Annotated in this window: 27 protein-coding genes and 1 riboswitch; of the genes, 13 read left to right on the top strand and 14 right to left on the bottom strand. The window is 66.0% G+C overall.

Annotation, left to right across the window (positions count from 1 at the left end; all coding sequences use genetic code 11):
* Positions 1 to 134 precede the first annotated feature (134 nt).
* Together G6N68_RS23255 and G6N68_RS23260 are read left to right on the top strand one after the other, a co-directional pair.
* Positions 135 to 1,817 (top strand): MFS transporter, encoded by a 1,683-nt coding sequence (locus G6N68_RS23255; protein ID WP_163717395.1) that lies wholly within the window; start codon positions 135 to 137, stop codon positions 1,815 to 1,817.
* On the top strand, positions 1,814 to 2,302 hold the full coding sequence (locus G6N68_RS23260) for a DUF2771 domain-containing protein (RefSeq protein ID WP_163717397.1): 489 nt from the start codon (positions 1,814 to 1,816) through the stop codon (positions 2,300 to 2,302). The genes G6N68_RS23255 and G6N68_RS23260 overlap by 4 nt, the downstream gene beginning before the upstream one ends.
* A gap of 36 nt (positions 2,303 to 2,338) precedes the next feature.
* On the opposite strand, the gene G6N68_RS23265 is transcribed toward G6N68_RS23260, so the two are convergent.
* The 3 genes from G6N68_RS23265 to G6N68_RS23275 all read right to left on the bottom strand — a co-directional run bounded on the left by G6N68_RS23265 (position 2,339) and on the right by G6N68_RS23275 (position 5,903).
* Complete coding sequence (locus G6N68_RS23265) at positions 2,339 to 3,343, bottom strand: glutathione S-transferase family protein (RefSeq protein WP_163717399.1); 1,005 nt, start codon at positions 3,341 to 3,343, stop codon at positions 2,339 to 2,341.
* Between the two features lie 4 nt (positions 3,344 to 3,347).
* Positions 3,348 to 5,312: an acyl-CoA dehydrogenase family protein gene (locus tag G6N68_RS23270; RefSeq protein WP_163717401.1), complete on the bottom strand. Its 1,965-nt coding sequence runs from the start codon at positions 5,310 to 5,312 to the stop codon at positions 3,348 to 3,350.
* A 171-nt stretch (positions 5,313 to 5,483) separates the two neighbouring features.
* A complete protein-coding gene (locus G6N68_RS23275; RefSeq protein WP_163717402.1) occupies positions 5,484 to 5,903 on the bottom strand; it encodes a cold-shock protein in 420 nt (139 codons plus the stop codon).
* 161 nt (positions 5,904 to 6,064) lie between these two features.
* Between G6N68_RS23275 and G6N68_RS23280 the strand changes: the two genes are divergently transcribed.
* The 4 genes from G6N68_RS23280 to G6N68_RS30305 all read left to right on the top strand — a co-directional run bounded on the left by G6N68_RS23280 (position 6,065) and on the right by G6N68_RS30305 (position 9,164).
* On the top strand, positions 6,065 to 6,469 hold the full coding sequence (locus G6N68_RS23280; protein ID WP_163717404.1) for a YccF domain-containing protein: 405 nt from the start codon (positions 6,065 to 6,067) through the stop codon (positions 6,467 to 6,469).
* Positions 6,466 to 7,548, top strand: coding sequence for a GTP 3',8-cyclase MoaA (gene moaA, locus G6N68_RS23285; protein WP_163717406.1), 1,083 nt, complete (start codon positions 6,466 to 6,468; stop codon positions 7,546 to 7,548). Before G6N68_RS23280 ends, moaA begins: the two co-directional genes overlap by 4 nt.
* Positions 7,541 to 7,801 carry a MoaD/ThiS family protein gene (locus G6N68_RS23290; RefSeq protein ID WP_163717407.1) on the top strand — a complete coding sequence of 87 codons (261 nt, stop codon included), beginning with the start codon at positions 7,541 to 7,543 and terminating at the stop codon, positions 7,799 to 7,801. The genes moaA and G6N68_RS23290 overlap by 8 nt, the downstream gene beginning before the upstream one ends.
* 243 nt (positions 7,802 to 8,044) lie before the next feature.
* Positions 8,045 to 8,228: riboswitch (cyclic di-AMP (ydaO/yuaA leader) on the top strand.
* A 9-nt stretch (positions 8,229 to 8,237) separates the two neighbouring features.
* Positions 8,238 to 9,164, top strand: coding sequence for a transglycosylase family protein (locus tag G6N68_RS30305; protein WP_205351421.1), 927 nt, complete (start codon positions 8,238 to 8,240; stop codon positions 9,162 to 9,164).
* Between the two features lie 42 nt (positions 9,165 to 9,206).
* Here the strand turns inward: G6N68_RS30305 and G6N68_RS23305 are convergent, their stop codons facing one another.
* From G6N68_RS23305 to G6N68_RS23320, 4 genes are read right to left on the bottom strand one after another with little or no spacing between them, the layout of a single operon-like run.
* Positions 9,207 to 9,632 (bottom strand): molybdenum cofactor biosynthesis protein MoaE, encoded by a 426-nt coding sequence (locus tag G6N68_RS23305; protein ID WP_163717412.1) that lies wholly within the window; start codon positions 9,630 to 9,632, stop codon positions 9,207 to 9,209.
* Positions 9,629 to 10,120, bottom strand: a complete 492-nt coding sequence (locus G6N68_RS23310; protein ID WP_163717414.1) for a MogA/MoaB family molybdenum cofactor biosynthesis protein — start codon at positions 10,118 to 10,120, stop codon at positions 9,629 to 9,631. The genes G6N68_RS23305 and G6N68_RS23310 overlap by 4 nt, the downstream gene beginning before the upstream one ends.
* Complete coding sequence (gene moaC, locus G6N68_RS23315; RefSeq protein WP_163717416.1) at positions 10,117 to 10,614, bottom strand: cyclic pyranopterin monophosphate synthase MoaC; 498 nt, start codon at positions 10,612 to 10,614, stop codon at positions 10,117 to 10,119. The genes G6N68_RS23310 and moaC overlap by 4 nt, the downstream gene beginning before the upstream one ends.
* 10 nt (positions 10,615 to 10,624) lie before the next feature.
* Positions 10,625 to 10,825, bottom strand: a complete 201-nt coding sequence (locus G6N68_RS23320; protein ID WP_205351422.1) for a hypothetical protein — start codon at positions 10,823 to 10,825, stop codon at positions 10,625 to 10,627.
* A 71-nt stretch (positions 10,826 to 10,896) separates the two neighbouring features.
* Here G6N68_RS23320 and G6N68_RS23325 point away from each other — a divergent pair, with 71 nt between their 5' ends.
* On the top strand, positions 10,897 to 13,152 hold the full coding sequence (locus G6N68_RS23325) for a helicase-associated domain-containing protein (RefSeq protein ID WP_163717420.1): 2,256 nt from the start codon (positions 10,897 to 10,899) through the stop codon (positions 13,150 to 13,152).
* 60 nt (positions 13,153 to 13,212) lie between these two features.
* Positions 13,213 to 14,862 carry a DNA repair helicase XPB gene (locus G6N68_RS23330; protein ID WP_163717422.1) on the top strand — a complete coding sequence of 550 codons (1,650 nt, stop codon included), beginning with the start codon at positions 13,213 to 13,215 and terminating at the stop codon, positions 14,860 to 14,862.
* Positions 14,863 to 14,958: 96 nt separating this feature from the next.
* Here the strand turns inward: G6N68_RS23330 and G6N68_RS23335 are convergent, their stop codons facing one another.
* Positions 14,959 to 16,104, bottom strand: coding sequence for a thiolase family protein (locus G6N68_RS23335; protein ID WP_163717425.1), 1,146 nt, complete (start codon positions 16,102 to 16,104; stop codon positions 14,959 to 14,961).
* 14 nt (positions 16,105 to 16,118) lie between these two features.
* Entirely contained in the window at positions 16,119 to 16,544 is a 426-nt protein-coding gene (locus tag G6N68_RS23340) for a Zn-ribbon domain-containing OB-fold protein (RefSeq protein WP_163717427.1), read from the bottom strand.
* A 163-nt stretch (positions 16,545 to 16,707) separates the two neighbouring features.
* Between G6N68_RS23340 and G6N68_RS23345 the strand changes: the two genes are divergently transcribed.
* Complete coding sequence (locus G6N68_RS23345) at positions 16,708 to 17,001, top strand: putative quinol monooxygenase (protein ID WP_163717430.1); 294 nt, start codon at positions 16,708 to 16,710, stop codon at positions 16,999 to 17,001.
* Here G6N68_RS23345 and G6N68_RS23350 read toward each other — a convergent pair.
* A complete protein-coding gene (locus G6N68_RS23350; RefSeq protein ID WP_163717432.1) occupies positions 16,998 to 17,981 on the bottom strand; it encodes an LLM class F420-dependent oxidoreductase in 984 nt (327 codons plus the stop codon). The genes G6N68_RS23345 and G6N68_RS23350 overlap by 4 nt on opposite strands.
* 250 nt (positions 17,982 to 18,231) lie before the next feature.
* Here G6N68_RS23350 and G6N68_RS23355 point away from each other — a divergent pair, with 250 nt between their 5' ends.
* Complete coding sequence (locus G6N68_RS23355; RefSeq protein ID WP_163717434.1) at positions 18,232 to 18,501, top strand: metal-sensitive transcriptional regulator; 270 nt, start codon at positions 18,232 to 18,234, stop codon at positions 18,499 to 18,501.
* 59 nt (positions 18,502 to 18,560) lie between these two features.
* Here G6N68_RS23355 and G6N68_RS23360 read toward each other — a convergent pair whose 3' ends face one another.
* Positions 18,561 to 18,977 (bottom strand): DUF302 domain-containing protein, encoded by a 417-nt coding sequence (locus G6N68_RS23360; RefSeq protein ID WP_163717436.1) that lies wholly within the window; start codon positions 18,975 to 18,977, stop codon positions 18,561 to 18,563.
* Positions 18,978 to 19,156: 179 nt separating this feature from the next.
* Here G6N68_RS23360 and G6N68_RS23365 point away from each other — a divergent pair, with 179 nt between their 5' ends.
* Positions 19,157 to 19,531, top strand: a complete 375-nt coding sequence (locus G6N68_RS23365) for a carboxymuconolactone decarboxylase family protein (RefSeq protein ID WP_163717438.1) — start codon at positions 19,157 to 19,159, stop codon at positions 19,529 to 19,531.
* Positions 19,532 to 19,634: 103 nt separating this feature from the next.
* Positions 19,635 to 20,846, top strand: a complete 1,212-nt coding sequence (locus G6N68_RS23370; protein WP_163717439.1) for an FAD-dependent monooxygenase — start codon at positions 19,635 to 19,637, stop codon at positions 20,844 to 20,846.
* 84 nt (positions 20,847 to 20,930) lie between these two features.
* Here G6N68_RS23370 and G6N68_RS23375 read toward each other — a convergent pair whose 3' ends face one another.
* Both G6N68_RS23375 and G6N68_RS23380 read right to left on the bottom strand, forming a co-directional pair.
* The gene (locus tag G6N68_RS23375) at positions 20,931 to 23,075 is read right to left on the bottom strand and encodes a 3-hydroxyacyl-CoA dehydrogenase NAD-binding domain-containing protein (protein ID WP_163717441.1); all 2,145 of its coding nucleotides are present in this window, start codon (positions 23,073 to 23,075) and stop codon (positions 20,931 to 20,933) included.
* A gap of 4 nt (positions 23,076 to 23,079) precedes the next feature.
* The gene (locus G6N68_RS23380; RefSeq protein WP_163717443.1) at positions 23,080 to 24,291 is read right to left on the bottom strand and encodes an acetyl-CoA C-acetyltransferase; all 1,212 of its coding nucleotides are present in this window, start codon (positions 24,289 to 24,291) and stop codon (positions 23,080 to 23,082) included.
* A gap of 233 nt (positions 24,292 to 24,524) precedes the next feature.
* On the opposite strand from G6N68_RS23380, the gene G6N68_RS23385 reads away from it, so the two are divergent.
* A complete protein-coding gene (locus G6N68_RS23385) occupies positions 24,525 to 25,706 on the top strand; it encodes a pyridoxal phosphate-dependent aminotransferase (protein ID WP_163717445.1) in 1,182 nt (393 codons plus the stop codon).
* Here the strand turns inward: G6N68_RS23385 and G6N68_RS23390 are convergent.
* On the bottom strand, positions 25,666 to 26,127 hold the full coding sequence (locus G6N68_RS23390; protein WP_163717447.1) for an SRPBCC family protein: 462 nt from the start codon (positions 26,125 to 26,127) through the stop codon (positions 25,666 to 25,668). The genes G6N68_RS23385 and G6N68_RS23390 overlap by 41 nt on opposite strands.
* Positions 26,128 to 26,133: the final 6 nt, after the last annotated feature.

Below are 26,133 nucleotides of genomic sequence, written 5' to 3' on the forward strand. Positions count from 1 at the left end.
TATCCCCTCTCTGCATCGCGCCTCCATACTGCCGGAAGACACGGAAACCGAGCCACACCCGGTTCGCTACGCGAGGAGTCAGGATAGGACAGAATTGATTCGTGTCTGGACGGCGGCGTGATCACCCGGGCCGTATGGACCCGCCCCCCGGCCGCCGCTACCCCAATGCGTCCTTCAACGAGCACCCGGGAATGGCCAACTATCCGGCCGACTCGCCGGGTCCGCCACGGCCGAACAATGGCGACTATCGGCGGACGCGGCGTCCGCCGCCGATGCCCAGCGCCAACCGATATCTGCCACCGCTGGGCGAAGAGCCGCCGCCCCCACGCGACACCGAGCCCCCACCCCCGCGCGGTTTCAGTAATGGCGAGCGGATCACCGTCACCCGCGCCGCGGCGATGCGCAGCCGGGAAATGGGTTCCCGCATGTACTGGATGGTGCAGCGGGCAGCCACGGCCGACGGCGCGGATAAGTCCGGGCTCACCGCACTGACCTGGCCGGTGATGGCTAACTTCGCGGTCGACTCCGCGATGGCGGTCGCGCTGGCCAACACCTTGTTCTTCGCCGCTGCCACCGGCGAAAGCAAGTCGAGGGTCGCGCTGTACCTGTTGATCACCATCGCCCCGTTCGCGGTGATCGCCCCGCTCATCGGCCCGGCGCTGGACAAGCTGCAGCATGGCCGGCGCGTAGCCCTGGCCATGTCGTTTGCGCTGCGCACGGTGTTGGCGCTGGTGTTGGTCATGAACTACGACGGCGTCACCGGCAGCTTCCCACCGTGGGTGCTCTACCCCTGTGCCCTGGCGATGATGGTCTTCTCCAAGTCGTTCAGTGTGCTGCGCAGCGCGGTGACCCCCAGAGTCATGCCGCCGACGATCGACCTGGTTCGGGTCAACTCCCGACTGACCGTGTTCGGCCTGCTCGGCGGCACCATCGTCGGCGGAGCCATCGCCGCGGGCGTCGAGTTCGCCTGCACCCAGTTGTTCCAGCTCCCCGGAGCGCTGTTCGTCGTCGTTGCGGTCACGATCGTCGGCGCGCTGTTGTCGATGCGGATACCGAGTTGGGTCGAGGTGACGACGGGCGAGGTGCCGGCCACGCTGAGCTACCACCGCGACATGGACACGATGCGGGGCCCGCGGCCGGGCCACGCGAAGCCACCCAAGGTCGGCGGCGCGCTGCGACAGCCGTTGGGCCGCAACATCATTACCTCGCTGTGGGGTAACTGCACCGTCAAGGTGATGGTCGGCTTCCTGTTCCTGTATCCGGCGTTTGTCGCCAAAGCGCACGACGCCGACGGCTGGGTCCAGGTCGCGATGCTCGGCACCATCGGGGCCGCCGCCGCGATCGGTAATTTCGCTGGCAACTTCGCCGCCGCGCGACTGCAATTGGGCAGGCCGGCGGTGCTGGTGGTGCGTTGCGCCGTCGTGGTGACCGCGGTGGCATTGGCGGCCGCAGTGGCCGGCACATTGGTCATGGCCGCCATCGCCACCCTCATCACGTCGGGGGCCAGCGCCATTGCCAAGGCTTCACTGGACGCTGCCCTGCAACACGACCTGCCCGAGGAATCCCGGGCGTCGGGATTCGGACGCTCCGAGTCGACGCTGCAATTGGCCTGGGTGCTGGGCGGCGCGGTCGGGGTGTTGGTCTACACCGAACTGTGGGTCGGGTTCACCGCGGTCAGTTCCCTGTTGATCCTCGGGTTGGCACAGACCCTGGTCAGCTTCCAGGGCCACTCCTTGATTCCCGGCCTCGGCGGCAACCGACCGGTCATGGTGGAGCAGGAGTTCACTCGCCGGGGCGCGCCGGTGATGCCTCAGTGAAACGAGGTCGGGCGTTCGCCATCGCGGTCGTGGTGGTGCTGCTGGCGGTCGGGACGGGTTTCGGCACCTGGCTGTTGGTGCGCCACCCCGGTCCGCGATGGCCCGAGATCAGCGCCTACACGAACGGACACCTGACCCGCGTTGGGCCATACCGGTATTGCAAGGTGCTCAATCTCGATGACTGCTACACACCGGAGACCATCGGCGAACTGCGGGCAAGCGAACGCTATCCCATACAGCTCTCCGTCTCCGAGGCAATTTCCCGTGCGCCGTGGCGCCTGCTGGTGACGTACGAGGATCCACGGGACATCACCGAAAGCCTGTTTCGGCCGAAGACCCGACTGGCGGTCACCATCCCGACCGTGGACCCGCATCGCGGGAAAGTCACCGGCTTAGTCGTACAGTTGCTGACGTTGGTCGGCACCCCCGACGGCGAGGTGATCGAGTACCCGCACGCGGAATGGTCTGTGCGCCTGGCCTATTGAGACGACGGCTGGCCGCCCCGGCTGGCACCCGGACAGCTACGCGCCGTGGCCGTCCGGCACTCGCTCACCCTCAACCGGCGGTCCGGGCGGCGTGCCGTCGCCAAACGGCCTGCCGCCCAAGTCTTCTCGTCCGTGCGGAGTCAGCCAGTTACTCAAGTCAGGCCCCTTCGGCACGACGCCGGTGGGGTTGATGTCGCGATGCACGATGTAGTAGTGCTGCTTGATCTGGACGAAGTCGATGGTGTCACCAAAGCCGGGCGTCTGGAACAGGTCACGAGCGTATGCCCACAGCACCGGCATTTCGCTGAGTTTTGATCTATTGCACTTGAAATGTCCGTGGTACACAGGATCGAACCGGGCCAGCGTGGTGAACAGTCGCACGTCCGCCTCGGTAATGGTGTCACCAACCAGATAACGCTGGTTCGCCAACCGCTCGCTCACCCAATCCAGTGCGGCAAAAAGGCGGTCGTAAGCCGCCTCGTACGCATCCTGCTTGCCGGCGAACCCGCAGCGGTACACACCGTTGTTGATCTCGGTGTAGATCTTCGTGCTCACCTCGTCGATCTCGGCGCGCAGCGGCTCAGGGTAAAGCTGTGGCGCACCCTCGCGGTGGTATGCGGTCCATTCGGTGGAGAAGTCCAGCGTCATCTGAGCGAAGTCGTTGGTCACCACCGCTCCGGTGGGCACGTCCACGATCGCCGGGACGGTGATCCCCTTCGGGTAGTCGGGGAACCGCTTGAAGTACGCGTCCTGCAAACGCGGAATCTTCAGCACCGGGTCCACGCCGCCGGGGTCCAGGTCGAAGGTCCAGCTGCGCTCGTCATGGGTGGGACCGCAAAACCCAATGGACAGCGCGTCTTCCAGGCCCAGCAGCCGTCGCACGATGATGGTGCGGTTCGCCCACGGGCACGCGCGCGCCACCACCAGCCGATAGCGGCCGGGCTCTACCGGATACCCGTCCCGCCCGTCGGCGGTGATCCGGGTGGTGATGTAGTTCGTGTCCCGGTTGAATTCGCCCGTTCCGGCGACGTAGGAGCCCATCGCTTTACAGCGCAGCCTCGGTAGCGGCCCCCGCTGGCGCCGGGGCGTCGTAGAACCGTCGCGCCAGATTGGCATCGGTAGACTCCCGCGGCTCCCAGGGGGCGATCCACGGTCCGGTGCCCTCCGACTGGTCCAGAATTCCGCCTTCCAGCCAGAGATAGCGATCGTCCAAGACATCGTTGGCCAGCCGAACGTCCTGGCTGTCGGTGTTGGACCACAACCCGCGGAACAGTTCCTCGACCCGCAAAGTCGCTTGCGCACAGAACAATTCGGCTAGCTCGTAAGCTTGCTTGCCGATGGCGGGATCGGCGGCCCGTTGCGCCTCGGCCCGCACGCACGCCGCCGCCATCGCGAACAGTTCGGCACCGATGTCCACGATGCGTCCCAAGAATCCCTGCTTCTGCTCCAAATTGGCTTGCCAGCGCGCCATTCCGTAGAACGTGTTGCGGGCCAGCTTGCGGCTGGAACGTTCGACGAAGCGCAGATGCGAGGCCAACGGGCCGAACTCGCTGTACGACGTGGGTCGCTGACCTTCGCCAAAGACTAACTTGGGCAACCACTTTGCGTAGAAACCACTGGCACCTATCGCGGCCGACGCTTTCTGCCGAAGATCGGCATCGGGCTTGGCCAGATCGCCCGCGGCGGTCAAGTGGGCGTCGACGGCTTCCCGCGCGATGAGCAGCCGCATGATCTCGCTGGACCCTTCGAAGATGCGGTTGATCCGCAGGTCCCGCAATTGCTGTTCCACCGGCGCGGCCCGCTCGCCGCGCGCGGCCAGCGACTCCGCGGTTTCATAGCCCCGGCCACCCCGGATCTGCACCAGGTCATCGGCGATGCGGCAGGTCGTCTCGCTGGCCCACAACTTGGCCAGCGCGGCCTCGATCCGAATGTCGTTGCGGCCTTCGTCGGCCATCTGACCGGACAGCTCCACGACGGCGTCGAGCGCATACGTTGTCGCGGCCAGATACGCGATCTGGCGAGCGACCGCTTCGTGTTTCCCGACCGGCTTGCCCCACTGCACCCGCTCGCGCGACCACTCGCGGGCGATCTTCAACGACCACTTCGCCGATCCCGTCGCCATCGCGGGCAGAGCCAGCCGCCCAACGTTGAGCGTCGTCAACGCGATCTTCAGGCCGTCGCCTTCGCGGCCGATCAGGTTTTCGGCGGGGACGCGTACCCGATGCATCCTCGTCAGGCCATTTTCGATGCCGCGCAGGCCCATGAACTGGTTGCGCCGCTCCACGGTTATCCCCGGTGAATCGGCCTCGACGACGAACGCGCTGATACCGCCGCGATGCCCTTCGCTCTTCGGTACGCGCGCCATGACGACCAGCAGTTCGGCGACCACACCGTTGGTGGTCCACAACTTCAGGCCGTCCAGTAGATATGCCTGTCCATCCTCGGTGGGTGTCGCCGTGGCACCCAGGCGCGCCGGGTCCGAGCCCACATCCGGTTCGGTGAGCAGGAACGCGGAAATGGCGCCAGCGGCGCAACGCGGCAGGAACCGCCGCTTCTGCTCGTCGGTGCCGGCCAGTTTGAGCGGCTCGGGCACCCCGATCGACTGGTGAGCCGACAACAGCGCCCCGATACTCGGGTGGACGGTCGTGACCATCATCAGCGCCCGGTTGTAGGCGACTTGCGACATGCCCAGCCCGCCGTACTCCGTCGGGATCTTCATGCCGAAGCAGCCCAACTCGGCCAGGGCCCGCACGTATTCGTCGGGAATCTGGGCGTCGCGTTCGATGACGCTGCCGTCCATGGTGCGCAGCACGTCCCGCAGCTTCTCGAGGAAGGCCGCGATGCGCTCCTCGTCGGCGTCGGACGGTCTGGGGAACGGGTGGATCAGATCGAGCGGGAAACGGCCAAGAAATAGCTCCTTGGCGAATGACGGTTTATCCCAACCACTCTCGCGAGATTCTTCAGCAAGCGCTCGGGCTTGCTCCTCGGTGACCTGCGCCTGCTGTGCCATCGCAGCCTCCTTGCTTACGCCGTGCCGCACGCTTGTAGGACCAACCTACGCCCAAGTTACGCGCCGGTAGCTTGACGCGCTGTAAACCTGCCGAGAAGACGCAAAACCCCCGAAACCCGGTCAGTTTCGGGGGCGTCGCGTCTGCTCGCGGGGCCCTTTCGCGAGACCTGGCTAGGCCTCGAACTCGCGCGCCACGGCCTTGACCACCTCGGAGATCTGCCGCGCCGTCTTGCGGTCCGGGTAGCGGCCCTTGCGCAGTTCCGGCTGGACGGTGCTCTCGAGCAACGTGATCATGTCCTCGACCATGCCGTGCAACTCGTCGGGAGTGTGCTTGTGCTCGGCCGGCGCCTCGCGGCGTGACCGAGCAAGCGACTTGGAGAGGCTGGGCGGCGGATCGATGATCTTCAGGCTCAACGCCTGCGGACCGCGCCTGCCGGAAGCGATTCCGAACTCCACGCGCTGGCCCGCTTTGAGCGCCTCGACACCTGCGGGCAACGCCGAAGAACGGACGTAGACGTCTTCGCCGTCCTCCTGCGACAAGAAGCCGAACCCTTTCTCGGGGTCGTACCACTTCACCTTGCCGGTCGGCACTGCTCTCACCTGCTTGTCTGACGGGGTCTGGGGTTACCGAAGAAGACGCGCCCCGCCTGCGCAGGACGCGATGACGATCTCAGATCCTACTCGGATGGTTTTGCACCAAGCATCCCTGTTAACCGTGTGCTGAGTAGGCTGGCAGTACCTCTGGAGGAGATATGCGCCTAGTCCTGAACGTTATCTGGCTGGTTTTCGGGGGCCTCTGGTTGGCCCTCGGCTACTTGCTCGCGGCGCTTATCTGCTTCCTGCTGATCATCACCATTCCCTTCGGCTTCGCCTCGCTGCGCATTGCGTCGTATGCGTTGTGGCCGTTCGGGCGGACGATCGTCGAGAAACCGAGCTCCGGCACCGGCGCCTTGATCGGCAACGTCATCTGGATCCTGCTGTGCGGGCTGTGGCTGGCAATCGGGCATTTGGCGAGTGCGGCGGCCATGGCGGTCACCATCATCGGCATTCCGCTGGCGTTGGCGAACCTGAAGATGATCCCCGTGTCGTTGGTGCCGCTCGGCAAGGAGATCGTCCCCGTCGACGGCCCCGTGCAACCCGGACGGCTCGCGGCATGACCCTGATCGCGCTCGGTGTCCCGACGGTGCCCAGACGTGGGTGGTCCACTGGGGTCGCTTCCCCGGCGCCTGCCGACGGACCGCTGCTCGACACGTTCGGCCGGGCCGCCACCGATCTGCGAGTGTCGCTGACCGACCGGTGCAATCTGCGTTGCAACTACTGCATGCCTGAGCAGGGCTTGGACTGGTTGCCTGGCGAGGAATTGCTGCAACCCGACGAGCTGATCCGGCTGTTGCGCATCGCCGTCACCCGATTCGGCGTGACCAACGTGCGGTTTACCGGGGGTGAGCCCCTGTTGGTCCGCCATCTCGAGCAAGTCGTCGCGGCAGCCGCGGCGTTGCAACCCCGCCCGGAGATCTCACTGACCACCAACGGCCTGGGGCTGGCGCGGCGGGCGGCCGCATTGGCCCAGGCGGGCCTAGACCGGGTGAATGTGTCGCTGGACAGCGTCAACCGGGAGCATTTCGCCGCCATTACCCGTCGGGACCGGCTTGACGACGTGCTGGCCGGCTTGGCCGCGGCCAAGGACGCCGGGTTGACGCCGGTCAAGGTCAACGCCGTGCTCGACCCAGTCAGCGGCCGCGAGGATGTGGTCGAGCTGTTGCGGTTCTGCCTCGAGCACGGTTACCAACTGCGGGTCATCGAGCAGATGCCGTTGGACGCGGGGCACCAGTGGCAGCGCAATGCCGCGTTGAGTGCCGACGATGTGCTGGCGGCCCTGCGCCCCCACTTCCGGCTGCGACCCGACCCGGCACCGCGGGGTTCGGCCCCGGCCGAGCTCTGGTCGGTCGATACCGGACCCGATACCCCGTCCGGAAAGTTTGGGGTGATCGCCTCGGTGTCGCACGCCTTCTGCTCGGCTTGTGACCGCACCCGGTTGACGGCCGACGGCCAGGTCCGCAGCTGCCTGTTCTCCCGCGACGAAACCGACCTGCGGTCGCTGTTGCGCGGCGGCGCCGGCGACGACGCGATCGAGGCGGCGTGGCGCGCCGCGATGTGGGCCAAGCCGGCCGGCCACGGGATCAACGACCCGGATTTCGTCCAGCCCGACCGACCGATGAGCGCGATCGGTGGCTGACGACATTCAGGTGACGGTCCGCTATTTCGCGGCCGCCCGCGCAGCCGCCGGCGTCGAATCGGAAACCTTGACGCTGCGCAGTGGCGCCACGGTCGCCGACATGGTCGACAAACTCGCGGCCCGGAACGGGCGTCTGGCAACACTTTTGGACCGATGCTCGTATCTGTGCGACGAAATTGCCGTTCGAGATGTCACGAAGGCGTTATCCACCGGCAACACAATTGACGTACTCCCGCCGTTCGCCGGCGGTTGAAACTGTGACATATCTCACGTCACGGAACGATAACGAGCTGGCCACGCTCCGGTGTCAAGGTGCTATGAGCTGCGTAAACGCAAGCCGTTCCAGGCCTTTTCCGGTACGGCTGTGACAGAAACGCCACGATATTCAACACGTGACGTGAGCGACTGAACCCGCTACCGTCTCCGAAGGTTCGTCATTACACCCAATGCAAGCGACGTTCCTTCCCTCCCTATATCGCGCCTAGCCCCATCCAGTAGGCGAGGGATCCCGACCCACGGATGGGGGCGGGGGACCCACCGGGTCCGCCGAGATCGGACCGGAGCCGTATCTGGCTCCTTGGGGTGAAGCCGACGTCGGTCAATGAGGATCGATTGCGGCCGGGTGACCTCTCCCACCCGAACCCGACAGCTGACCTCGCAGGCGTGTACAGAGAGGAATATCCGCGCGTATGAGTGGACGCCACCGTAAGCCCACTACTTCTAGCGTCAGCGTCGCCAAGGTCGCCTTTACCGGTGCCGTGCTGGGTGGCGGGAGCCTCGCCCTCGCCGGCCAGGCAACCGCAGCCACCGACGCCGAATGGGACGCCGTAGCCCGATGTGAATCGGGCGGCAACTGGTCGATCAACACCGGCAACGGGTACTACGGCGGCGTTCAGTTCGCCGCTGGCACCTGGGCCGCACATGGCGGCACCCAGTACGCCCCCTCGGCTCAGCTGGCCACCAAGGACCAGCAGATCGCCATCGCCGAGCGAGTGCTGGCGAGCCAGGGCCGTGGCGCCTGGCCCGTGTGTGGCACCGCGCTGTCCGGCCCGACGCCGCGCGAAGTGGTGGACGCTTCGGTCGTCGAGGCAGCCCCTGCCCCGGACCCGTTGTTCACCCCGGACGCTCCGCCGGCCGAGGACATCGCTCCGCCCCCATTCGAATTGGCCGGGAATGAACTGCCCGCCCCCGTGGAGCTGACCCCGCCGGCCGACCTGTTGCCGCCGGCTCCGGTTGAGCTGGCACCCGCGCCGGCCGAACTGCCGCCCGCGCCGGCCGAAGAGTTGCCGCCGGCTCCGGTCGAATTGGCACCCGCGCCAGCCGAACTGCCACCCGCGCCGGTCGAACTCGCCCCGGCCCCGGCCGAACTGCCGCCCGCCCCGGAGGACGTGATTGCGCCCGCTCCGGCCGACGTGGCACCGCCGGTCGCTGACGCCCCGATCGTCGTCGACGCAAGCTTGGCTCCCCTGCCGGCCGACGTGACGCCGCCTTCGGAGGACGTCATCAACGTCCACCAGGTTGGCTACACGGCCAAGCTGTGGGACGCGATCCGCGCGCAGGACATCGCCGGCAACGACGCGCTCGACGCGCTCGCGCAGCCGTACGTCCTGGGCTGATACCAACCGGTCGCTCGGCCTGATCGCTTCCAGCGGTCGCGGTTAGGCCGAGCCCACCCACTCGTCGGAACCGTCGTCGAAGAACTGGTGCTTCCACACCGGCAGACGTTCCTTGATGGTGTCGACAAGCTGCGCGCACGTGGCGAAGGCTGCCCGCCGATGGTCGGCGGCGACCGCCGCCACCAGCGCGGCCTCGCCGATCTGCAGGACCCCGATGCGGTGGCTGGCCGCCACGGCACGCACCCCGCTGGACTGCTCGGCGACCTCGGCCACCACTTCGGCAAGGACCTGTGCGGCCGTCGGGTGCGCGGAGTACTCCAGTCGCGTCACCTGGCGTCCGCCGTCGTGGTTGCGGATCGTGCCGACGAACCCGACGATCGCGCCGGCCGACTCATGGCTCACCAACTCTTCGTGGTCGGCCAGTGAAATGGGCTGGTCGGTCACTGCGGCACGCAGGACCAGAGTCATCGGCGGTGATCTTTACCGGCGAGTTGGTCGAGCGCGTGGTGCACCACGCCCTCCAGCACCCCCAGGCCGTCCCGAACTCCACCGGGTGAACCCGGCAGATTGACGATCAGGGTCTCGCCTGCCACTCCGCAGACCCCACGCGACAGCACCGATGTCGGCACCTTGGGCAGTCCCGCCTGACGGATCGCCTCGGCCAGCCCGGGAATGACGAAGTCCAACACCGCGACGGTCTGTTCTGGCGTCGTGTCGGTGGGCGAGATGCCCGTGCCGCCCGAGGTGAGGATCAGGTCCGCTCCCGCTTCGAGCGCGTCGTTCAGTGCCTCGCCGACCGGGTTTCCGTCCGCCACCACGGCGGGCTCGGTCGTCGAAAAGCCGTGCTCTTCCAGCCACTGCTTGATGATTGGGCCGCACTCGTCGACATAGACGCCCGATGACGCACGGGTGGAGGCAATGACGATGCGCGCGGACCGCGCGTTCTGGTCGGTCATAACCGTGCCCAACTTCCGCTCTTGCCGCCTTCTTTGCGGAGCACTCGAATGTCGTCGATCCGGGCCCCCGGGTCGACCGCCTTGATCATGTCGTAGAGGGTCAGCCCTGCCACGCTGACAGCGGTCAGCGCCTCCATCTCTACACCCGTTCGGTCGGTGCTGCGTACCGTCGCCGTGATGTCGATTTCCGATTCGCCGATCGTGAAATCGACGTCGACGCCCGTCAGCGCGAGCTGATGGCACAACGGAATCAGGTCACTGGTGCGCTTAGCCGCCAAAATGCCCGCCACCCTCGCGGTAGCCAGTGCGTCGCCCTTCGGCAGGCCGCCGGTCGAAATCAACGCCACCACCTCGCCCGTCGTTCGCAGGGCGCCCGCAGCCACGGCTGTCCGCTTGGTGGCGTCCTTTTCGGTCACGTCGACCATGTGCGCGGCTCCCCGCTCGTCCAGGTGTGACAGCGCCCCCGAGCGCTGATTCCTGGACACCCCCGCCATGCCGGGCGACCTAACGGTTTACGACCGTCACCGGGTGGACGTAGGGCAGCTCATCCGCGGGCAACGGGAACACCACCTCACCAAAGGGTGACAACGCACCCGTTCGGTCGGTGACGAGTTCGCTCACCGCGTGATCATCCGGGTCCGTGGTCGGCCAGCCGTTGTCCACGTACTTGGTCTTGCGCGCTTTGCCATCAGCAGAGTTAGCCACGGCGTCCATTCTGACAGGTCTCGCCCCCGTCTGGGGCGCAAGGTCACGGGTCGGGCCTAGGCTGATCAGCGATGACCGAACACACCCCGGATGTCCCGCTGGGGTCCTGGCTCGCCGACTTGCCGGACGACCGGCTGATCCTGCTGCTGCAGCTCCGACCAGACCTTGCCCAGCCGCCGCCAGGCAGCATCGCCGCGCTCGCCGCGCGCGCCCAGGCACGTCAATCGGTCAAGGCCGCCACCGACGACCTCAACTTTCTGCAATTGGCGGTGCTCGATGCGCTGCTGGTGCTGCATGCCGACACCACCCCGGTTCCAACCACCAAGCTGCTGTCGCTGATCGGCGACAACGCCCCGCACACCGACGTGACCGCCGCGCTGGACGATCTGAAGGCACGCGCGCTGGCCTGGGGCGATACCGCGGTGCGGGTGGCCGCCGACGCGGCAACGGCTTTGCCGTGGCACGCGGGCCAGGTGACGCTGGAGGACCGCTCCCGCACCGGGGAAGAGATCGCCACCCTGATTGACGGGATCGACGAAGCGCAACGCGACGTCCTGGAGAAGCTGCTCGAAGGCTCGCCGATGGGGCGCACCCGCGACGCGGCGCCCGGCGCGCCGCCCGATCGCCCGGTGCCAAGACTGCTCGCGGCCGGGCTGCTGCGACGCATCGACGCCGAGACGGTGATCCTGCCCCGTCACGTCGGGCAGGTGCTGCGCGGCGAACTTCCCGGTCCGATGCAGCTGACGGCGCCCGACCCGGTGGTGTCCACCACGACTTCGGACGATGTCGATGCCGTGGCGGCCGGAGCGGCCATCGACCTGTTGCGCGAACTGGAGGTTCTGCTCCAAAACCTCAGCACCACGCCGGTGGCCGAGCTGCGCAGCGGCGGACTGGGGGTGCGGGAGCTCAAGCGGCTGGCCAAAGCCACCGGCATCGACGAGCCGCGACTGGGGCTGATCCTCGAGTTGGCCGCCGCTGCCGGGTTGATCGCCAGCGGCATGCCCGAACCCATGCCGCTGCACGGCGAAGGCCCGTACTGGGCGCCGACGGCGGCCGCCGACCGGTTCGCCGACCTGACCGCCGCCGAGCGATGGCACCTACTGGCCAGCACCTGGGTGGACCTGCCCGGCCGGCCGGCTTTGATCGGCACCCGTGGTCCCGACGCCAAGCCCTATGGGGCCCTTTCTGATTCGCTGTTCTCGACGGCCGCGCCGCTGGACCGTCGGTTACTTCTGGACATGCTCGCCGAACTCCCCCCAGGCGCCGGTGTCGACGCGACGTCGGCGTCGGCGGCCCTGATCTGGCGACGTCCCCGCTGGGCTCGGCGGTTACAGCCGGGGCCGGTGGGGGACCTGCTGACCGAAAGCCACGCGCTGGGACTGGTGGGACGCGGGGCGATCAGTACCCCTGGGCGTGTCGTGCTGGGTGGTGGCGAGCCCGCCGATGTGGTTGACGCGATGACGCGCGTGCTGCCCAAACCGATCGACCACTTCCTGGTCCAGGCCGACCTGACGGTGGTGGTACCTGGGCCGATGGTGCGTCAGCTCGCCGACGACCTGGCCACGGTCGCCACCGTCGAATCAGCCGGCGCGGCCATGGTGTACCGGGTCAGCGAACAGTCCATCCGGCACGCCCTGGACGTCGGCAAGACCCGCGACTGGATGCACGCGTTCTTTGCGAACCACTCCAAAACCCCAGTACCGCAGGGCCTCACCTACCTCATCGACGACGTCGCACGTCGTCACGGCCAGCTTCGCATCGGCATCGCCGCCTCGTTCGTGCGGTGCGAGGACCCCGCCCTGCTAGCCCAGGCGGTATCGGCGCCGCATGTCGAGGGATTGGCGTTGCGCGCCCTCGCCCCGACGGTCGCGGTATCCCCCGCGCCCATCTCGGAGGTGCTTGCCGCATTGCGGGCCGCCGGCTTCGTCCCGGCCGCCGAAGACTCCACCGGCGCCATCGTCGACATGCGCCCCCGCGGCGCCCGGGTGCCCACCCCACAGCAACGTCGGCCATACCGTCCCGCGCCGCGCCCCACCGCCGACTCGCTCAACGCGGTCGTCGGCGTGCTCCGCAAGGTGACCGCGGCACCATTCGGCAGCGCCCGCATCGACCCCGCAGTCGCGATGTCGTTGCTGCAGCAAGCCGCCAGGGAGCAGGCCACGGTGGTCATCGGCTACCTCGATGCCGCCGGCGTCGCCACTCAGCGTGTGGTGGCACCGATCGCCGTCAAGGGCGGCCAGCTGGGCGCCTTCGATTCGGCGTCCGGGCGCCTGCGGGAGTTCGCCATCCACCGCATCACCTCGGTCACACCGGCCGACGAGGGATAATGGATGGTTATGCCTGCCGACGACGCTGCACAGCGCAGCAATGAAAAGGAGTGGCGCTAGGTGTCAGACGGACCCCTGATCGTGCAGTCCGACAAGACGGTGCTGCTCGAAGTGGATCACGAGCTGGCCGGCGCTGCACGCGCCGCCATCGCCCCGTTCGCCGAATTGGAACGCGCACCCGAGCACGTGCACACCTACCGCATCACGCCGCTGGCGCTGTGGAATGCGCGAGCCGCCGGCCACGACGCCGAGCAGGTGGTCGACGCGCTGGTCAGCTTTTCCCGCTACGCGGTGCCGCAGCCACTGCTGGTCGACATCGTCGACACGATGGCGCGGTATGGCCGGCTGCAATTGGTGAAGCATCCGGCCCACGGCTTGACGCTGGTGAGCCTGGATCGCGCGGTGCTCGAAGAAGTGCTGCGCAACAAGAAGATCGTCCCGATGCTGGGCGCTCGCATCGACGACGACACCGTGATCGTGCATCCCAGCGAACGCGGGCGCGTCAAGCAGATGTTGCTCAAGATCGGTTGGCCCGCAGAGGACCTCGCCGGATACGTCGACGGCGAGGCGCACCCGATCAGCCTGCAGCCGGACGGGTGGGAACTGCGTGACTATCAGCAGATGGCCACCGACTCCTTCTGGGCCGGTGGCTCAGGTGTGGTCGTCCTCCCCTGTGGCGCCGGCAAGACGTTGGTCGGCGCGGCGGCGATGGCCAAAGCCAGTGCGACGACGCTGATCCTGGTCACCAATATCGTTGCCGCCCGGCAGTGGAAGCGCGAACTCATCGCGCGGACGTCGTTGACCGAGGAGGAGATCGGCGAATACTCGGGAGAGCGGAAAGAGATTCGCCCCGTTACCATTTCGACCTATCAGATGGTCACCCGGCGGACCAAGGGCGAGTACCGGCACCTGGAGCTGTTCGACAGCCGAGACTGGGGCCTCATCATCTACGACGAAGTACACCTGTTGCCGGCGCCGGTTTTCCGGATGACCGCCGACTTGCAGTCCAAGCGCCGACTGGGACTGACGGCGACGTTGATCCGCGAGGACGGCCGTGAGGGTGACGTGTTTTCGTTGATCGGCCCGAAACGCTACGACGCGCCCTGGAAGGACATCGAGGCGCAAGGGTGGATCGCGCCCGCGGAATGTATCGAAGTGCGGGTCACCATGACCGACAACGAGCGGATGATCTACGCCACCGCCGAACCCGAGGAACGTTATCGGCTCTGTTCGACGGTGCACACGAAAATCGCTGTGGTCAAATCGATCCTGGCGAAGCATCCCGGCGAGCAGACGCTGGTGATCGGCGCCTACCTCGATCAACTCGATGAACTCGGCGCCGAACTGAACGCTCCCGTCATTCAGGGATCGACCAAGACCAAGGAACGCGAGGCGCTGTTCGACTCCTTCCGGCGTGGGGAGATCTCCACGCTGGTGGTGTCCAAGGTGGCCAACTTCTCCATCGACCTGCCCGAAGCATCTGTCGCAGTGCAGGTTTCAGGCACCTTCGGGTCCCGTCAGGAGGAGGCGCAGCGACTGGGCCGGCTGTTGCGGCCGAAGGCCGACGGCGGGGGGGCGGTCTTCTACTCCGTGGTCGCCCGCGACAGCCTGGACGCCGAGTACGCCGCACACCGGCAGCGGTTCCTGGCCGAGCAGGGCTACGGCTACATCATTCGCGACGCCGACGACCTGCTGGGCCCGGCAATCTAACTCTCGCGAGCAGGGGGCACCACCCCTCGCGAGCAGACGCAAAGTCGTACGAAAACTGGCTTTTCAGTACAACTTTGCGTCTGCTCGCTCCGGAACCTACAGCGACAGAATCGTGGCCGACGCGGTACCGGGCGCGCCGTAGACCTGCGCAAGGCCGACGCGCGGGTTGCCGGGCACCTGGCGCTCCCCCGCCTCGCCGCGCAATTGCCGCACCAGCTCGTGCACCTGTCGCAGCCCGGACGCACCGATCGGTTCGCCGTTGGCGATCAACCCGCCGTCGGTGTTGATCGGCAACTGACCACCGATCTCGGTGGCCCCGTCGGCGATCAGCTTCTCCTGCTCCCCATCGGCGCATAACCCCGTCTCGGCCATGTGGATCACCTCGGCGCCGGCATCGGTGTCCTGCAGCTGCGCGATGTCGACGTCGTCGGGGCCAATGCCCGCGGCCTCGTAGGCCGCCTTGGCGGCATACACCGTCGGCGATGAGTCCTCGTCCAGCGGGGCCGACGTCGCATGCACTTCGTATGCGCCGTACCGACGGGTGCGAATCTCAGTGGCGCGCACGTATACCGGCTTGTCGGTGTACTTGTGCGCCAGATCCGCGCGGCACATGACGACAGCAGCGGCGCCTTCGTCGGGCGCACAGAACATGTACTGGGTCAACGGATAGTTGAGCACCGTCGAGTTGAGGATGTCTTCCTCTGGAATCGCTTTGCGACGGAACGCATTCGGGTTCAGCGCACCGTTGCGGTAGTTCTTGGCGGCCACCTTGGCCAGGGTCGCCTGGGAGATGTGGTGGTCGTGGATGTACTTGTTGGCCTTCATCCCGAAGAACTTGGTGGTGACAAACTGCCCGTTCTGCGCGTACCACTGGGGTAGCGCCAGCTTGGCCGGGTCGTCGGTGAAGGCACCGCGCGGGTGCTTGTCCAAACCGATCGCGATGCCGAGGTCGTACTTGCCCAGCCGAATCGTGTCGGCGGTCTGCTGAATGGCGCTGGCCGCGGTGGCGCAAGCGTTGAACACGTTGGTGAACGTGATGCCCGTCAGACCCACCAGGCGCGTCACCGCGTCCGGGTTGGATACCTCGTAACTGCCGCCGAAGCCGAATTGGATGTCCTTCCACTCGACTCCGGCATCGGCCAGCGCGGCTTGGATGGCCTCCGCACCCATTTCCATGGCGGTCTTCTCAAACCGGCCGAACGGGTGCAGACCAACACCGATGATGGCAACGTCACTAGTCATCCGCAGACTTCCTCTCAGACCGGCTGAAACGCGTACGTGAGGATCTCGTTGCCCTCCTCGTCCGTGGTCAACGGCACCATGGTGAGCTCGACCTCCTGCCCGAACTGCAGTTTGGCCGGGTCGTTTTCGGTCAACCGGCCCTCGACGCGAATCACCGCGTCGTCGCCGAAGCCCAGCTGAACCAGGCCCACCCCGAAGGGCACGAAATCCTTGCCGGTCGGCCCGGCGTACGGGGCCCCGGGCGGGAATCCCTGCGTGGTCCAGGCGACGACGGTGCCGCGGCGGGGCAGCAGCACCTCGGTCATTTCACCGATGCTGCACCGCGGACAGCGTTGCTGTACCGGGAACGTGGTGGCACCGCAGGCGCCGCATCGGCTGCCAATCAGCTGCGGGTTCTCCTCAGGCCAGGTTGAGATTTCCGGGGCAAGCGCCTTCTGCATAGACAGATCCTCCGCGATCCGACAGGAGAACAGTGCACCTCAAACCGTACAACAGCATTCCGGAAATCTGGAAATCACATTCTCACCCGTCGCACGAAGCCGGGCAAGAGGTAACGTCCCTCGGCGAAGAAGCACGGAAATTCGCGACAGAGACGAGAACGACATGCCGGTCACGGTTCTACTCGAACTCAAGTTCAAGCCCGAGGAGGTGTCCGCCGCCCGCGAGCTGATGGGTCGGACGCTGGAGGTCACCCGGGCATTTGAAGGGAACCTCCAGACGGACGTGCTCATCGATGAGGACGACGAAGCCCACTGGATCATTTACGAAGTCTGGGACACCGTCGAGCACGACGAGGCCTACCGCGCCTTCCGTGCCGGCGAAGGAAAGGTGACTCAGCTTCCTCCGTTGCTGGCTGCGCCGCCAGCCAAGACCAGGTACGTCACCAGCGACATCTAGCCGAGCGCGGGAATTACCTCGCGTTCGAACAGCTCGATGCCGGAGCGGTCGTAGGCGGCCTCCGGGAAGTACAGGATCGCGTACTCACACCCCAAGTCGCGCACCTTCGCGAGCCGCTCGGCCACCTGTTCCGGTGTGCCGGTCGTCGCATCCGGGAGACCGGTGGTCATCGCGTCCGCCGCTGCGTCGGGAACGTAACCCGCCAGTCGATCGCGCACCCGCTGCAGCCGGTCCTTGACCTCGGCTTCCGACGATCCGACCACCGCGGTGAAGTTGGCCGAGCGCACGATCGCATCGAAGTCGGTGCCCACGTCGCGACAGTGCCCGGCCAGCACCTCCGACTTGTGGGCGAAGGCCTCGGGCTCCGGCGTGAAGTTGGTGTACTGCGCATACTTTGCCGCGATGCGCAGGGTCACCTTCTCCCCACCGCCGGCGATCCACAGCGGAAGACCATTCTCCTGCAACGGCTTTGGCGCGACGATCGCACCATCGACTTGGTAGTGCTTACCGTCGAAGCTGACCTTGCCGTCTCGCCAGGCGTCCCGCATGATCTGCACGCCTTCGTCCAGCCGCCCCAGCCGCACACCCGCGGAGGGAAATCCGTAACCGTAAGCGCGCCACTCGTGTTCGTACCAGCCGCCGCCAATGCCCATCTGAACTCGGCCACCGGAAATGATGTCGGCGGTCGCCGCGACCTTGGCCAAGTAGACGGGATTGCGATAGCTCATCGCGGTGCACATCTGTCCGAGTTTGATTCGCGACGTGGTCGCGGCGTACGCCGACATCAGCGACCACGCCTCGTGCGTGGCTTGGTCGCTGGGGAACGGCACCGTGTGGAAGTGGTCGTAGACCCACAGTGAGTCCCACGCGCCGTCGTCGGCGTAGGCAGCCAGGTCGCGCATCACCGCCCAGTGATTTTCGGGTTCGATGCCGACAAGATCCATCCGCCAGCCTTGCGGAATGAAGAGACCGAAGCGCATACCCTCGGACTCTAGCGGTACCCGCGAGCGCGCGTGTTTGTACAGGGACACGCCGCGTGCGACGTACATTTACGCACCCTCGCGGCAGATGGCCGCCAGTGCGGCGACACGGCCCGCGAGAGCCAAAGGACAACCTCTTCCCCATTCGGCGCGCGAGGCGCTCGTGTTCAGCCGGTCGAGCGCTACGCGTATCCGGCGAAAATACCCCCGGGGGGATATACTGTGCTTTATATTGTCGAAGGGAGACAACATGGTTGGTGACGAAGACAGCATCGCCGCGGTATTGAATAGACTTCGCCGCGCGCAAGGCCAACTCGCCGGCGTGATCGCGATGATCGAACAGGGCCGCGACTGCAAGGACGTCGTCACACAACTTGCCGCGGTCTCCCGCGCCCTCGACCGCGCCGGATTCAAGATCGTCGCCACCGGCCTGCGGGAATGCGCCACGGGGAAACGCGCAAAAGGAGCCGAACCAATGACCGAGGCGGAGTTGGAAAAGCTCTTCCTCGCGCTTGCCTAACCCGCCGATTGGTCGGCCAGTACACCGGGCACTCACCCGGTCACGGGCATGAACGCGGTTTAACCGCTGCCTGTTTGGCCGACCGCGCTGATCGCCGCCTGCAGCTTGGCAGCGGCTTGATCGGCCACCTCTTGCAACCCTTCCGACTCACCTGCGACCCGGACCATGAGCTGCGGGTCCATCGCTTCCACGAGCACCACGTCGCCCGAGCTGTCAGGGTCAGTGCGCACGACAACGTTGCAGGGCAACAACTGGCCTATCTGACGGTCCACCCCTAGGGCGCGGTGCGCTAAGACCGGATTGCAGGCACCGAGAATCAAGTAGTTCTCCATGTCCTCGTCGAGCTTTTGCTTCAGGGTGGCCTTGACGTCGATCGTGGTCAGCACGCCAAATCCCTGATCCGCCAGTGCCTTCGTGGTCCGCTCTACCGCGTCCTCGAACGAAGTGTTCAGCTTGACACTCAGTCCCGTGGTCATCGTCACTTCCCTATCCGTGTTCTCTGCCCGGTAATCGATTGCACTCCTGCGTGTTTAGACCGCCCAGGCTTCGTTGGCCACCGCATCGTCACACTCCTAAACCCTTGCCGACACTCTACCCCCCGGGGTATATGGACAGTACTAGGAATACCTAGGGGGGTATATGTATTGTATAGGTCATGAGCGAACACAGCCACTACCAAGACGTCCTCAACGACCTCAACCCGAAGCATCGGGCCCTGCGCAAAATGATCCCCGATGTGTACCGCGGGTTCGCCGAGATGAGCAATGGCGCATTCGCCTCGGGAGCGTTGGATAAGAAGTTCAAGGAACTCATCGCACTCGCTATTGGGGTTGTGGCCGGATGCGACGGCTGCATCGCGTCCCACGCGCAGGCCGCCGTTCGCGCCGGCGCCTCCCGGCAGGAGGCGGCCGAGGCCATCGGGGTCAGCATTCTCATGCATGGTGGGCCTGCCACCATTTACGGCGCACGCGCCTTCGACGCGTTTTGCGAGTTCGCCGATGCAGCGGCCGACAAAGAACCGGCGCAATGATCGTCAGCCGGTAGCCAGTCCCCTGCGACTAACCTCATTAGGTACCTAGGGAGGCCGCGGGCGCGAAGCGCCTGAGCAGCCGACCGCGATTAGTGAGGTCGTCATGCGCGTTCTGATATCCGGGGCGAGCATCTCTGGCCCGGTGCTGGCTTATTGGCTCGCCAGGTACGGCCATGACGTGACCGTCGTCGAACGCGCGCCGCAACTACGCAAGACCGGTGGCCACGCCGTCGACCTGTTTCGGCCGGCGATGGAGATCTCGGACAAGATGGGCGTGCTACCCCAGATCGAGGCGCTGGCCACCGGCACGACCCGGTTGACCATCCATCGCCATGGCGTCCGCCGGGCTGCTCAGATCGACGTCGGCAAACTGGTGGCGGCAGCATCCGACCGGCACGTGGAGATCATGCGCGATGATCTCAGCGAGGTGTACTACGAGGTCAGCCGAGGCGACGCCGAGTACCTGTTCGGTGACTCGATCACCGCCATCTCCCCCGACGGCGAGGTGACTTTCGAGCGCGCCACACCTCGCGCATTCGACGTCGTGGTCGGCGCCGACGGGTTGCATTCCAACGTGCGGCGGTTGACCTTCGGCGAACGCGCCGAGCGCACTCAATTCCTCGGTGGCTACCTGGCCGTGTTTTCGGTTCCGAAAGAGCTTGCGCGCGAAGGGGAATCCATATCCCATGTCCGTGCCGGCTGCCTCACCCTGATCTATACCGCGAAGCCGCTGGACGATGCGCGCGTGGTGTGCCTGTTCCGGCGGGACGAAGAACTGCAATGCCACTACCGAGACACCTTGCGGCAGAAGGAAATACTGCGCGAGTTGAGCAACGGCATCCACCCGCAGATGGACCGCTGGCTCGAAGAGCTCGACCGCACGCCGGCGTTCTACTTCGACTCGATCACCCAGCTACAACTGGACACCTGGTCGCGAGGACGAGTCACCCTGGTCGGTGACGCCGGCTACTGCCCCGGCCCCGCCGTCGGGGGTAGCACCAGCCTGTCGGTGTTCGGCGCCTATGTCCTGGCCGGTGAACTGGCGCAAGCCCGCGGCGACCACGCTCGGGCGTTTGCCGAATACGAACGGCAACTGGCCGATCCGGTGCGCCGCAGCCGAGCAGTGGCCTGCATCGCGGCCAAGCGCCTGGTACCCCGCTCGAAGGCTGGTGTGTGGGCGCTGACGCGCGGCGCCCAGTTGTACTCGGCGCTGCCCACCCGCCTGGCCCGGGCGATCGCCAATGCCAACACATCAGGAGCCCGCGCCTTCGACGCCATGCAATACAAGGACTACGCGGGCTTGGTCGTGCGCTGACGGCGGCTCCTAAGCGCGAAAAGACGCAAACTCGTACGAAACGCCATGCGTTCGTACGAGTTTGCGTCTGGTCAGCGGTAAAAGTTACGTCAGCGAGGCCGGCGGCAGGAACCTGTCGCCGTACTTTTCCGCCAGCTCACGGGCACGGGCCAGGAAGGCCTCCTTACCGCGGCCGAGCGGGCCTTCGTAACCCTGGATGAACTGGGCGCTACCACCGGTCCACGGCGGGAAGCCGATGCCCATGATCGAGCCGATGTTGGCGTCCGCCGTCGACGTCAGCACACCCTCGTCGAGGCACTTTTGCGTCTCCAGGGCCTCGGCGAACAGCATGCGGTCGATCATGTCCTGCAGCGGCGGCTCGGACGAGCCCGACTTGAACGTCTCCCGCAGGCCCGGCCACAACCCGGACCGCTTGCCGTCGGCGTACTCGTAGAACCCGGCGCCCTTCAACCGACCCGACCGGCCGAGCTCGATCATCTTCTCGACGACGGCCTCGGCCGGGTGCGGCTCGTAGGTGCCACCGGCCTCCTCGACACCCTTGCGGGTGGCGACGGCGATCTTGTGCATCAGCTCCAGGTTGAGTTCGTCGGACAGCTGCAGCGGCGGCGCCGGGTACCCGGCCTGCGAACCGGCCTGCTCGATGCTGGCCGGCTCGACACCCTCGCCCAGCATCGCCAGCGCCTCGTTGACGAAGGTGCCGATCACGCGAGAGGTGAAGAACCCGCGGCTGTCGTTGACCACGATCGGGGTCTTGCCGATGGCCAGCGTGTAGTCGAACACGCGGGCCAGGGCCTCGTCAGACGTCTTCTCGCCCTTGATGATTTCCACCAGCGGCATCTTGTCGACCGGCGAGAAGAAGTGAATCCCGATGAAGTCCTCCTGCCGCTTGACGCCGGTCGCCAGACCGGTGATCGGCAGCGTCGAGGTGTTGGATCCCAGCACCGCGTTGGGCTCGACGATGTCCTCGATCTCCTGGAACACCTTGTGCTTGAGTTCCTGGTTCTCGAAGACAGCCTCGATGACGAAGTCCACGCCCTTGAGATCGGCAGGGTCTGCGGTCGGATGAATGCGGGCCAGCAGGGCGTCGCTCTTCTCCTTGGTGGTGCGGCCCCGCTCCAGCGCCTTGGCCTCGAGCTTCTCGGAGTAGCCCTTACCCTTCTGCGCCGCTTCGAGCGAGACGTCCTTGAGCACCACGTCGTAGCCCGCCTTGGCCGAGACGTACGCGATGCCCGCGCCCATCATGCCGGCGCCGAGCACACCAATCTTGTTGATCTTGACCGGCTCGATGCCGTCCGGCCGCGATCCCCCGTTGTTGATGGTCTGCAGGTCGAAGAAGAACGCCTGGATCATGTTCTTCGCGACCTGGCCGGTGACCAGGTTGGTGAAGTAGCGGCTCTCGATGCGGCTGGCGGTGTCGAAGTCGACCTGCGCACCCTCGACCGCCGCGGCCAGGATGGCCTTCGGAGCTGGCATCGGCGCACCCTTGAGTTGCTTGCGCAACAGCGCAGGGAACGACGGCAGGATGGACGCCAGGGCCGGCGACGACGGCGTGCCGCCGGGCATCTTGTAACCCTTCTTGTCCCACGGCTGCTCGTGCGCGTCCGGGTTCGCCTTGATCCACGCCTTGGCGGCGGGCACCAGTTCCTCGACGGTCGGCACCAGCTCGTCGATCAGACCGAGTTCCTTGGCCTTGGCCGGCTTGAACCGGGTGCCCTGCGACAGCACGTTCACAAAAGCGTTCTGAATGCCCAGCATTCGCACCGTGCGGGTGACGCCACCGGCACCGGGCAGCAGCCCCAGCGTCGCCTCGGGGAACCCGAACTGCGAGCCCTTCACGTCAGCAGCGATGCGGTGGTGGCAGGCCAGCGCGATTTCCAGGCCGCCGCCCAGTGCGGCGCCGTTGAGCGCGGCCACCACCGGCTTGCCCAAGGTTTCCAGGGTGCGCAGTTGCTTCTTGATGGTTTCGACCAGATCGAAAGCCTCACCGGCATTTTCGGGACCGATCTGGATCATGCTCTTGACGTCGCCACCGGCGAAGAAGGTCTTCTTCGCGCTGGTGATGACCACGCCCGTGATCGAGTCCTTCTCGGCCACAAGACGATCCACGGTCTTACCCATGGACTCGACATAGGCCTCGTTCATGACGTTGGCCGAGCCCGACGGGTCGTCCAGGGTCAGCGTGACGATGCCGTCGGCATCCTTGTCCCACTGAATTGTGTTGTCGGCCATCTACTTAAACCCTCTCAATGATCGTTGCGACACCCATGCCGCCACCAATACAGAGCGTGACCAACGCGCGCCGGGCGTTACGCCGCTCCAGCTCGTCGACCATCGTGCCCAGGATCATGGCGCCGGTGGCACCCAGCGGGTGACCCATCGCGATCGCGCCGCCGTTCACGTTGAGCTTCTCGTCCGGGATGTTGAGGTCCTTCTGGAACTTCAGCACCACCGACGCGAACGCCTCGTTCAGCTCGAACAGGTCGATGTCGTCGACCGTCAGACCGGCGCGGTCGAGCACCTTCTTGGTGGCCGGGGTAGGCCCGGTCAGCATGATCACCGGGTCGGCGCCGCTGGTCGCGGTGGCGACGATGCGCGCCCGCGGGGTGGCGTTGATGGCCTGTCCCGCCTTCTCCGAGCCGATCATGACCAGCGCCGCGCCGTCGACGATCCCGGAGGAGTTACCGCCGGTGTGGACGTGATTGATCTTCTCGACGTAGTGGTACTTCTGCAGCGCGACGTCGTCGAAGCCGCCCATCGCCGCCAAAGCCTCGAAGGCCGGCTTCAGCTTGCCCAGGCCTTCCTTGGTGGTGTCCGGGCGCATGTGCTCGTCGTGGTCGAGGACCAGCAGGCCGTTCTGGTCGCGGACCGGCACCACGGACTTGGCGAAGTAGCCGCCCGACCATGCCTCGGCGGCCTTCTGCTGGCTGCGCAGCGCGTAGTTGTCGACGTCGTCGCGGGAGAAGCCCTCGATGGTGGCGATCAGGTCAGCGCCGATCCCCTGCGGGACGAACATGACGTCGTAGTTGGTGGCGGGGTCCAGGCCCATGGCGCCACCGTCGGAACCCATCGGTACGCGGCTCATCGACTCCACACCGCCGGCCAGCACCAGGTCGTCCCAGCCCGACCGCACCTTCTGCGCGGCCATGTTGACGGCTTCCAGACCGGAGGCGCAGAAGCGGTTGAGCTGTACGCCGCCCGAGGTGACGGGCATGCCCGACTTCAGCACGGCAGCGCGGGCGATGTCTCCGCCCTGGTCACCGACGGGCGATACGCAGCCCAGGATGACGTCGCTGATCAGGTTCTCGTCGAGGTCGGGGTTACGCTTGCGCAGTTCGTCGATCAGACCGACGACCAGGTCTATTGGCTTTACTTCGTGCAGCGAGCCGTTTCGTTGCTTGCCACGTGGTGTACGGATTGCCTCATAAACAAAGGCTTCTTCGGACATGTCGATTCCTGTTCCAAAAGGGGGGTTCGGATCTGTCTTAGAGACTAGGTCCAGTAACTGCACAGTAACAGGGGCCCCGGCCAACCTGTTGGTTGGGCGCTTAGCAGGGGCAACCCGCCCACCACACCGCCCGCCGAGCGTCACGTTGGCGTGGCAATCGCCGCCCAACGCCACGCTGGCGTGACGCTCGACGGGTCGAGCAGGCGTACTCGGTGGCCTTAAGCTCGTCCACCATGACCGTGTCGCGACTGCGCCCCTACGCGACCACGATTTTTGCCGAAATGTCGGCCTTGGCCGCGCGGATCGGCGCGGTGAACCTGGGACAAGGCTTTCCCGACGAGGACGGCCCACCGAAAATGTTGAAAACCGCCCAGGCCGCCATCGCCGACGGCGTCAACCAATACCCACCTGGGCTGGGCATACAACCGCTGCGCGAGGCGATCGCCGCCCAACGACAACGGCACTTCGGCATCGAGTACGACCCCGATACCGAAATTCTGGTGACGGTCGGCGCAACGGAGGCCATCGCGGCCGCGGTGCTCGGCCTCGTCGAACCCGACTCGGAAGTGCTTCTGATCGAGCCGTTCTACGACTCCTACTCCCCCGTGGTGGCGATGGCCGGGGCGCACCGCAAAGCCGTGCCCTTGGTAGCCGACGGTCGCGGCTTCGCGTTGGACGTCGACGCACTCAAAGGTGCGCTGACGCCGCGGACCAAGACACTTATCGTGAACTCGCCCCACAATCCGACCGGAGCAGTGCTCACCAGGGAAGAGTCAGCGGCGATCGCCGAGATCGCGACAGCCGCGGACCTGCTGGTCATCACCGATGAGGTCTACGAGCACCTGGTTTATGACGGCCACGAGCATCTACCCTTGGCCACCTTCGACGGCATGGCCGAGCGCACGGTCACCATCTCGAGTGCGGCCAAGATGTTCAATTGCACCGGCTGGAAGATCGGGTGGGCTTGCGGCCCAGCGGAACTCATCAAGGGCGTACGCGCAGCGAAGCAGTATCTGAGTTACGTGGGCGGTGCCCCCTTCCAACCCGCGGTGGCCCTGGCCCTGAACACCCAGGATGCGTGGGTGGCCGAACTACGCAACTCGCTGCAGACCAGGCGCGACCGGCTCAAAACCGGACTCAGCGAGATCGGCTTCGCGGTCCACGACTCCTACGGCACCTACTTCCTGTGCGCTGACCCGCGACCGCTGGGCTACGACGACAGCACCAAGTTCTGCGCCGAACTACCGGAAAAGGCCGGGGTGGCGGCCATCCCGATGTCGGCGTTCTGCGATCCGGCGGCGCCCCACAACGACCTGTGGAATCACTTGGTGCGCTTCACCTTTTGCAAGCGCGACGACACCCTCGACGAGGCGATCAGACGGCTGGCCGTGCTCCGGGCTCAGCCATCTCCATAACTCGTTTGCGCAGCCCTTCGGTCGCGGCGTAAAGAATCTTCTTGCGGGCCTTGCTGGCCCAGAACGCCGGCAACGGCGCCACCGGTTCGACCGTGATCGTGAACCGCACCCGCGTCTTGTTGTCACCCTCGCGGACCAGGTTGTACTCGCCGTGCTGGCCGTACTGCTGGGCGGTCTTGGCCGCGTCCCAGACCACCCAGTCCGGACCCCAGTGGTATTCGAGCAATTCGGTGTCGGTTATTCCGGTGACCTTGATGGTCACCTTGACGTGATGCGGCCGACCATTCGGGTGGGTGTCAATGACCTTGCATCGCTTGTGCACCGACGACCACGACGGCACCGCATCCATGTCGGCAAGCGCGTCCAGGATTGCCTCGGGCGGCGCCTCGATGACGATCTCGCGTGATGCTTGTATGGCCATTGCCTA

The organism is Mycobacterium bourgelatii (genome assembly GCF_010723575.1).
Taxonomy (GTDB): domain Bacteria; phylum Actinomycetota; class Actinomycetes; order Mycobacteriales; family Mycobacteriaceae; genus Mycobacterium; species Mycobacterium bourgelatii.

Coding starts and splice junctions, on each gene's coding strand:
- G6N68_RS23255 (WP_163717395.1), top strand. CDS start 135: ATGGACCCGCCCCCCGGCCGCCGCTACCCCAATGCGTCCTTCAACGAG.
- G6N68_RS23265 (WP_163717399.1), bottom strand. CDS start 3,343: ATGGGCTCCTACGTCGCCGGAACGGGCGAATTCAACCGGGACACGAAC.
- G6N68_RS23270 (WP_163717401.1), bottom strand. CDS start 5,312: ATGGCACAGCAGGCGCAGGTCACCGAGGAGCAAGCCCGAGCGCTTGCT.
- G6N68_RS23280 (WP_163717404.1), top strand. CDS start 6,065: ATGCGCCTAGTCCTGAACGTTATCTGGCTGGTTTTCGGGGGCCTCTGG.
- moaA (WP_163717406.1), top strand. CDS start 6,466: ATGACCCTGATCGCGCTCGGTGTCCCGACGGTGCCCAGACGTGGGTGG.
- G6N68_RS30305 (WP_205351421.1), top strand. CDS start 8,238: ATGAGTGGACGCCACCGTAAGCCCACTACTTCTAGCGTCAGCGTCGCC.
- G6N68_RS23305 (WP_163717412.1), bottom strand. CDS start 9,632: ATGACTCTGGTCCTGCGTGCCGCAGTGACCGACCAGCCCATTTCACTG.
- G6N68_RS23310 (WP_163717414.1), bottom strand. CDS start 10,120: ATGACCGACCAGAACGCGCGGTCCGCGCGCATCGTCATTGCCTCCACC.
- moaC (WP_163717416.1), bottom strand. CDS start 10,614: ATGGCGGGGGTGTCCAGGAATCAGCGCTCGGGGGCGCTGTCACACCTG.
- G6N68_RS23325 (WP_163717420.1), top strand. CDS start 10,897: ATGACCGAACACACCCCGGATGTCCCGCTGGGGTCCTGGCTCGCCGAC.
- G6N68_RS23335 (WP_163717425.1), bottom strand. CDS start 16,104: ATGACTAGTGACGTTGCCATCATCGGTGTTGGTCTGCACCCGTTCGGC.
- G6N68_RS23340 (WP_163717427.1), bottom strand. CDS start 16,544: ATGCAGAAGGCGCTTGCCCCGGAAATCTCAACCTGGCCTGAGGAGAAC.
- G6N68_RS23345 (WP_163717430.1), top strand. CDS start 16,708: ATGCCGGTCACGGTTCTACTCGAACTCAAGTTCAAGCCCGAGGAGGTG.
- G6N68_RS23350 (WP_163717432.1), bottom strand. CDS start 17,981: ATGCGCTTCGGTCTCTTCATTCCGCAAGGCTGGCGGATGGATCTTGTC.
- G6N68_RS23355 (WP_163717434.1), top strand. CDS start 18,232: ATGGTTGGTGACGAAGACAGCATCGCCGCGGTATTGAATAGACTTCGC.
- G6N68_RS23360 (WP_163717436.1), bottom strand. CDS start 18,977: ATGACCACGGGACTGAGTGTCAAGCTGAACACTTCGTTCGAGGACGCG.
- G6N68_RS23365 (WP_163717438.1), top strand. CDS start 19,157: ATGAGCGAACACAGCCACTACCAAGACGTCCTCAACGACCTCAACCCG.
- G6N68_RS23370 (WP_163717439.1), top strand. CDS start 19,635: ATGCGCGTTCTGATATCCGGGGCGAGCATCTCTGGCCCGGTGCTGGCT.
- G6N68_RS23375 (WP_163717441.1), bottom strand. CDS start 23,075: ATGGCCGACAACACAATTCAGTGGGACAAGGATGCCGACGGCATCGTC.
- G6N68_RS23380 (WP_163717443.1), bottom strand. CDS start 24,291: ATGTCCGAAGAAGCCTTTGTTTATGAGGCAATCCGTACACCACGTGGC.
- G6N68_RS23385 (WP_163717445.1), top strand. CDS start 24,525: ATGACCGTGTCGCGACTGCGCCCCTACGCGACCACGATTTTTGCCGAA.
- G6N68_RS23390 (WP_163717447.1), bottom strand. CDS start 26,127: ATGGCCATACAAGCATCACGCGAGATCGTCATCGAGGCGCCGCCCGAG.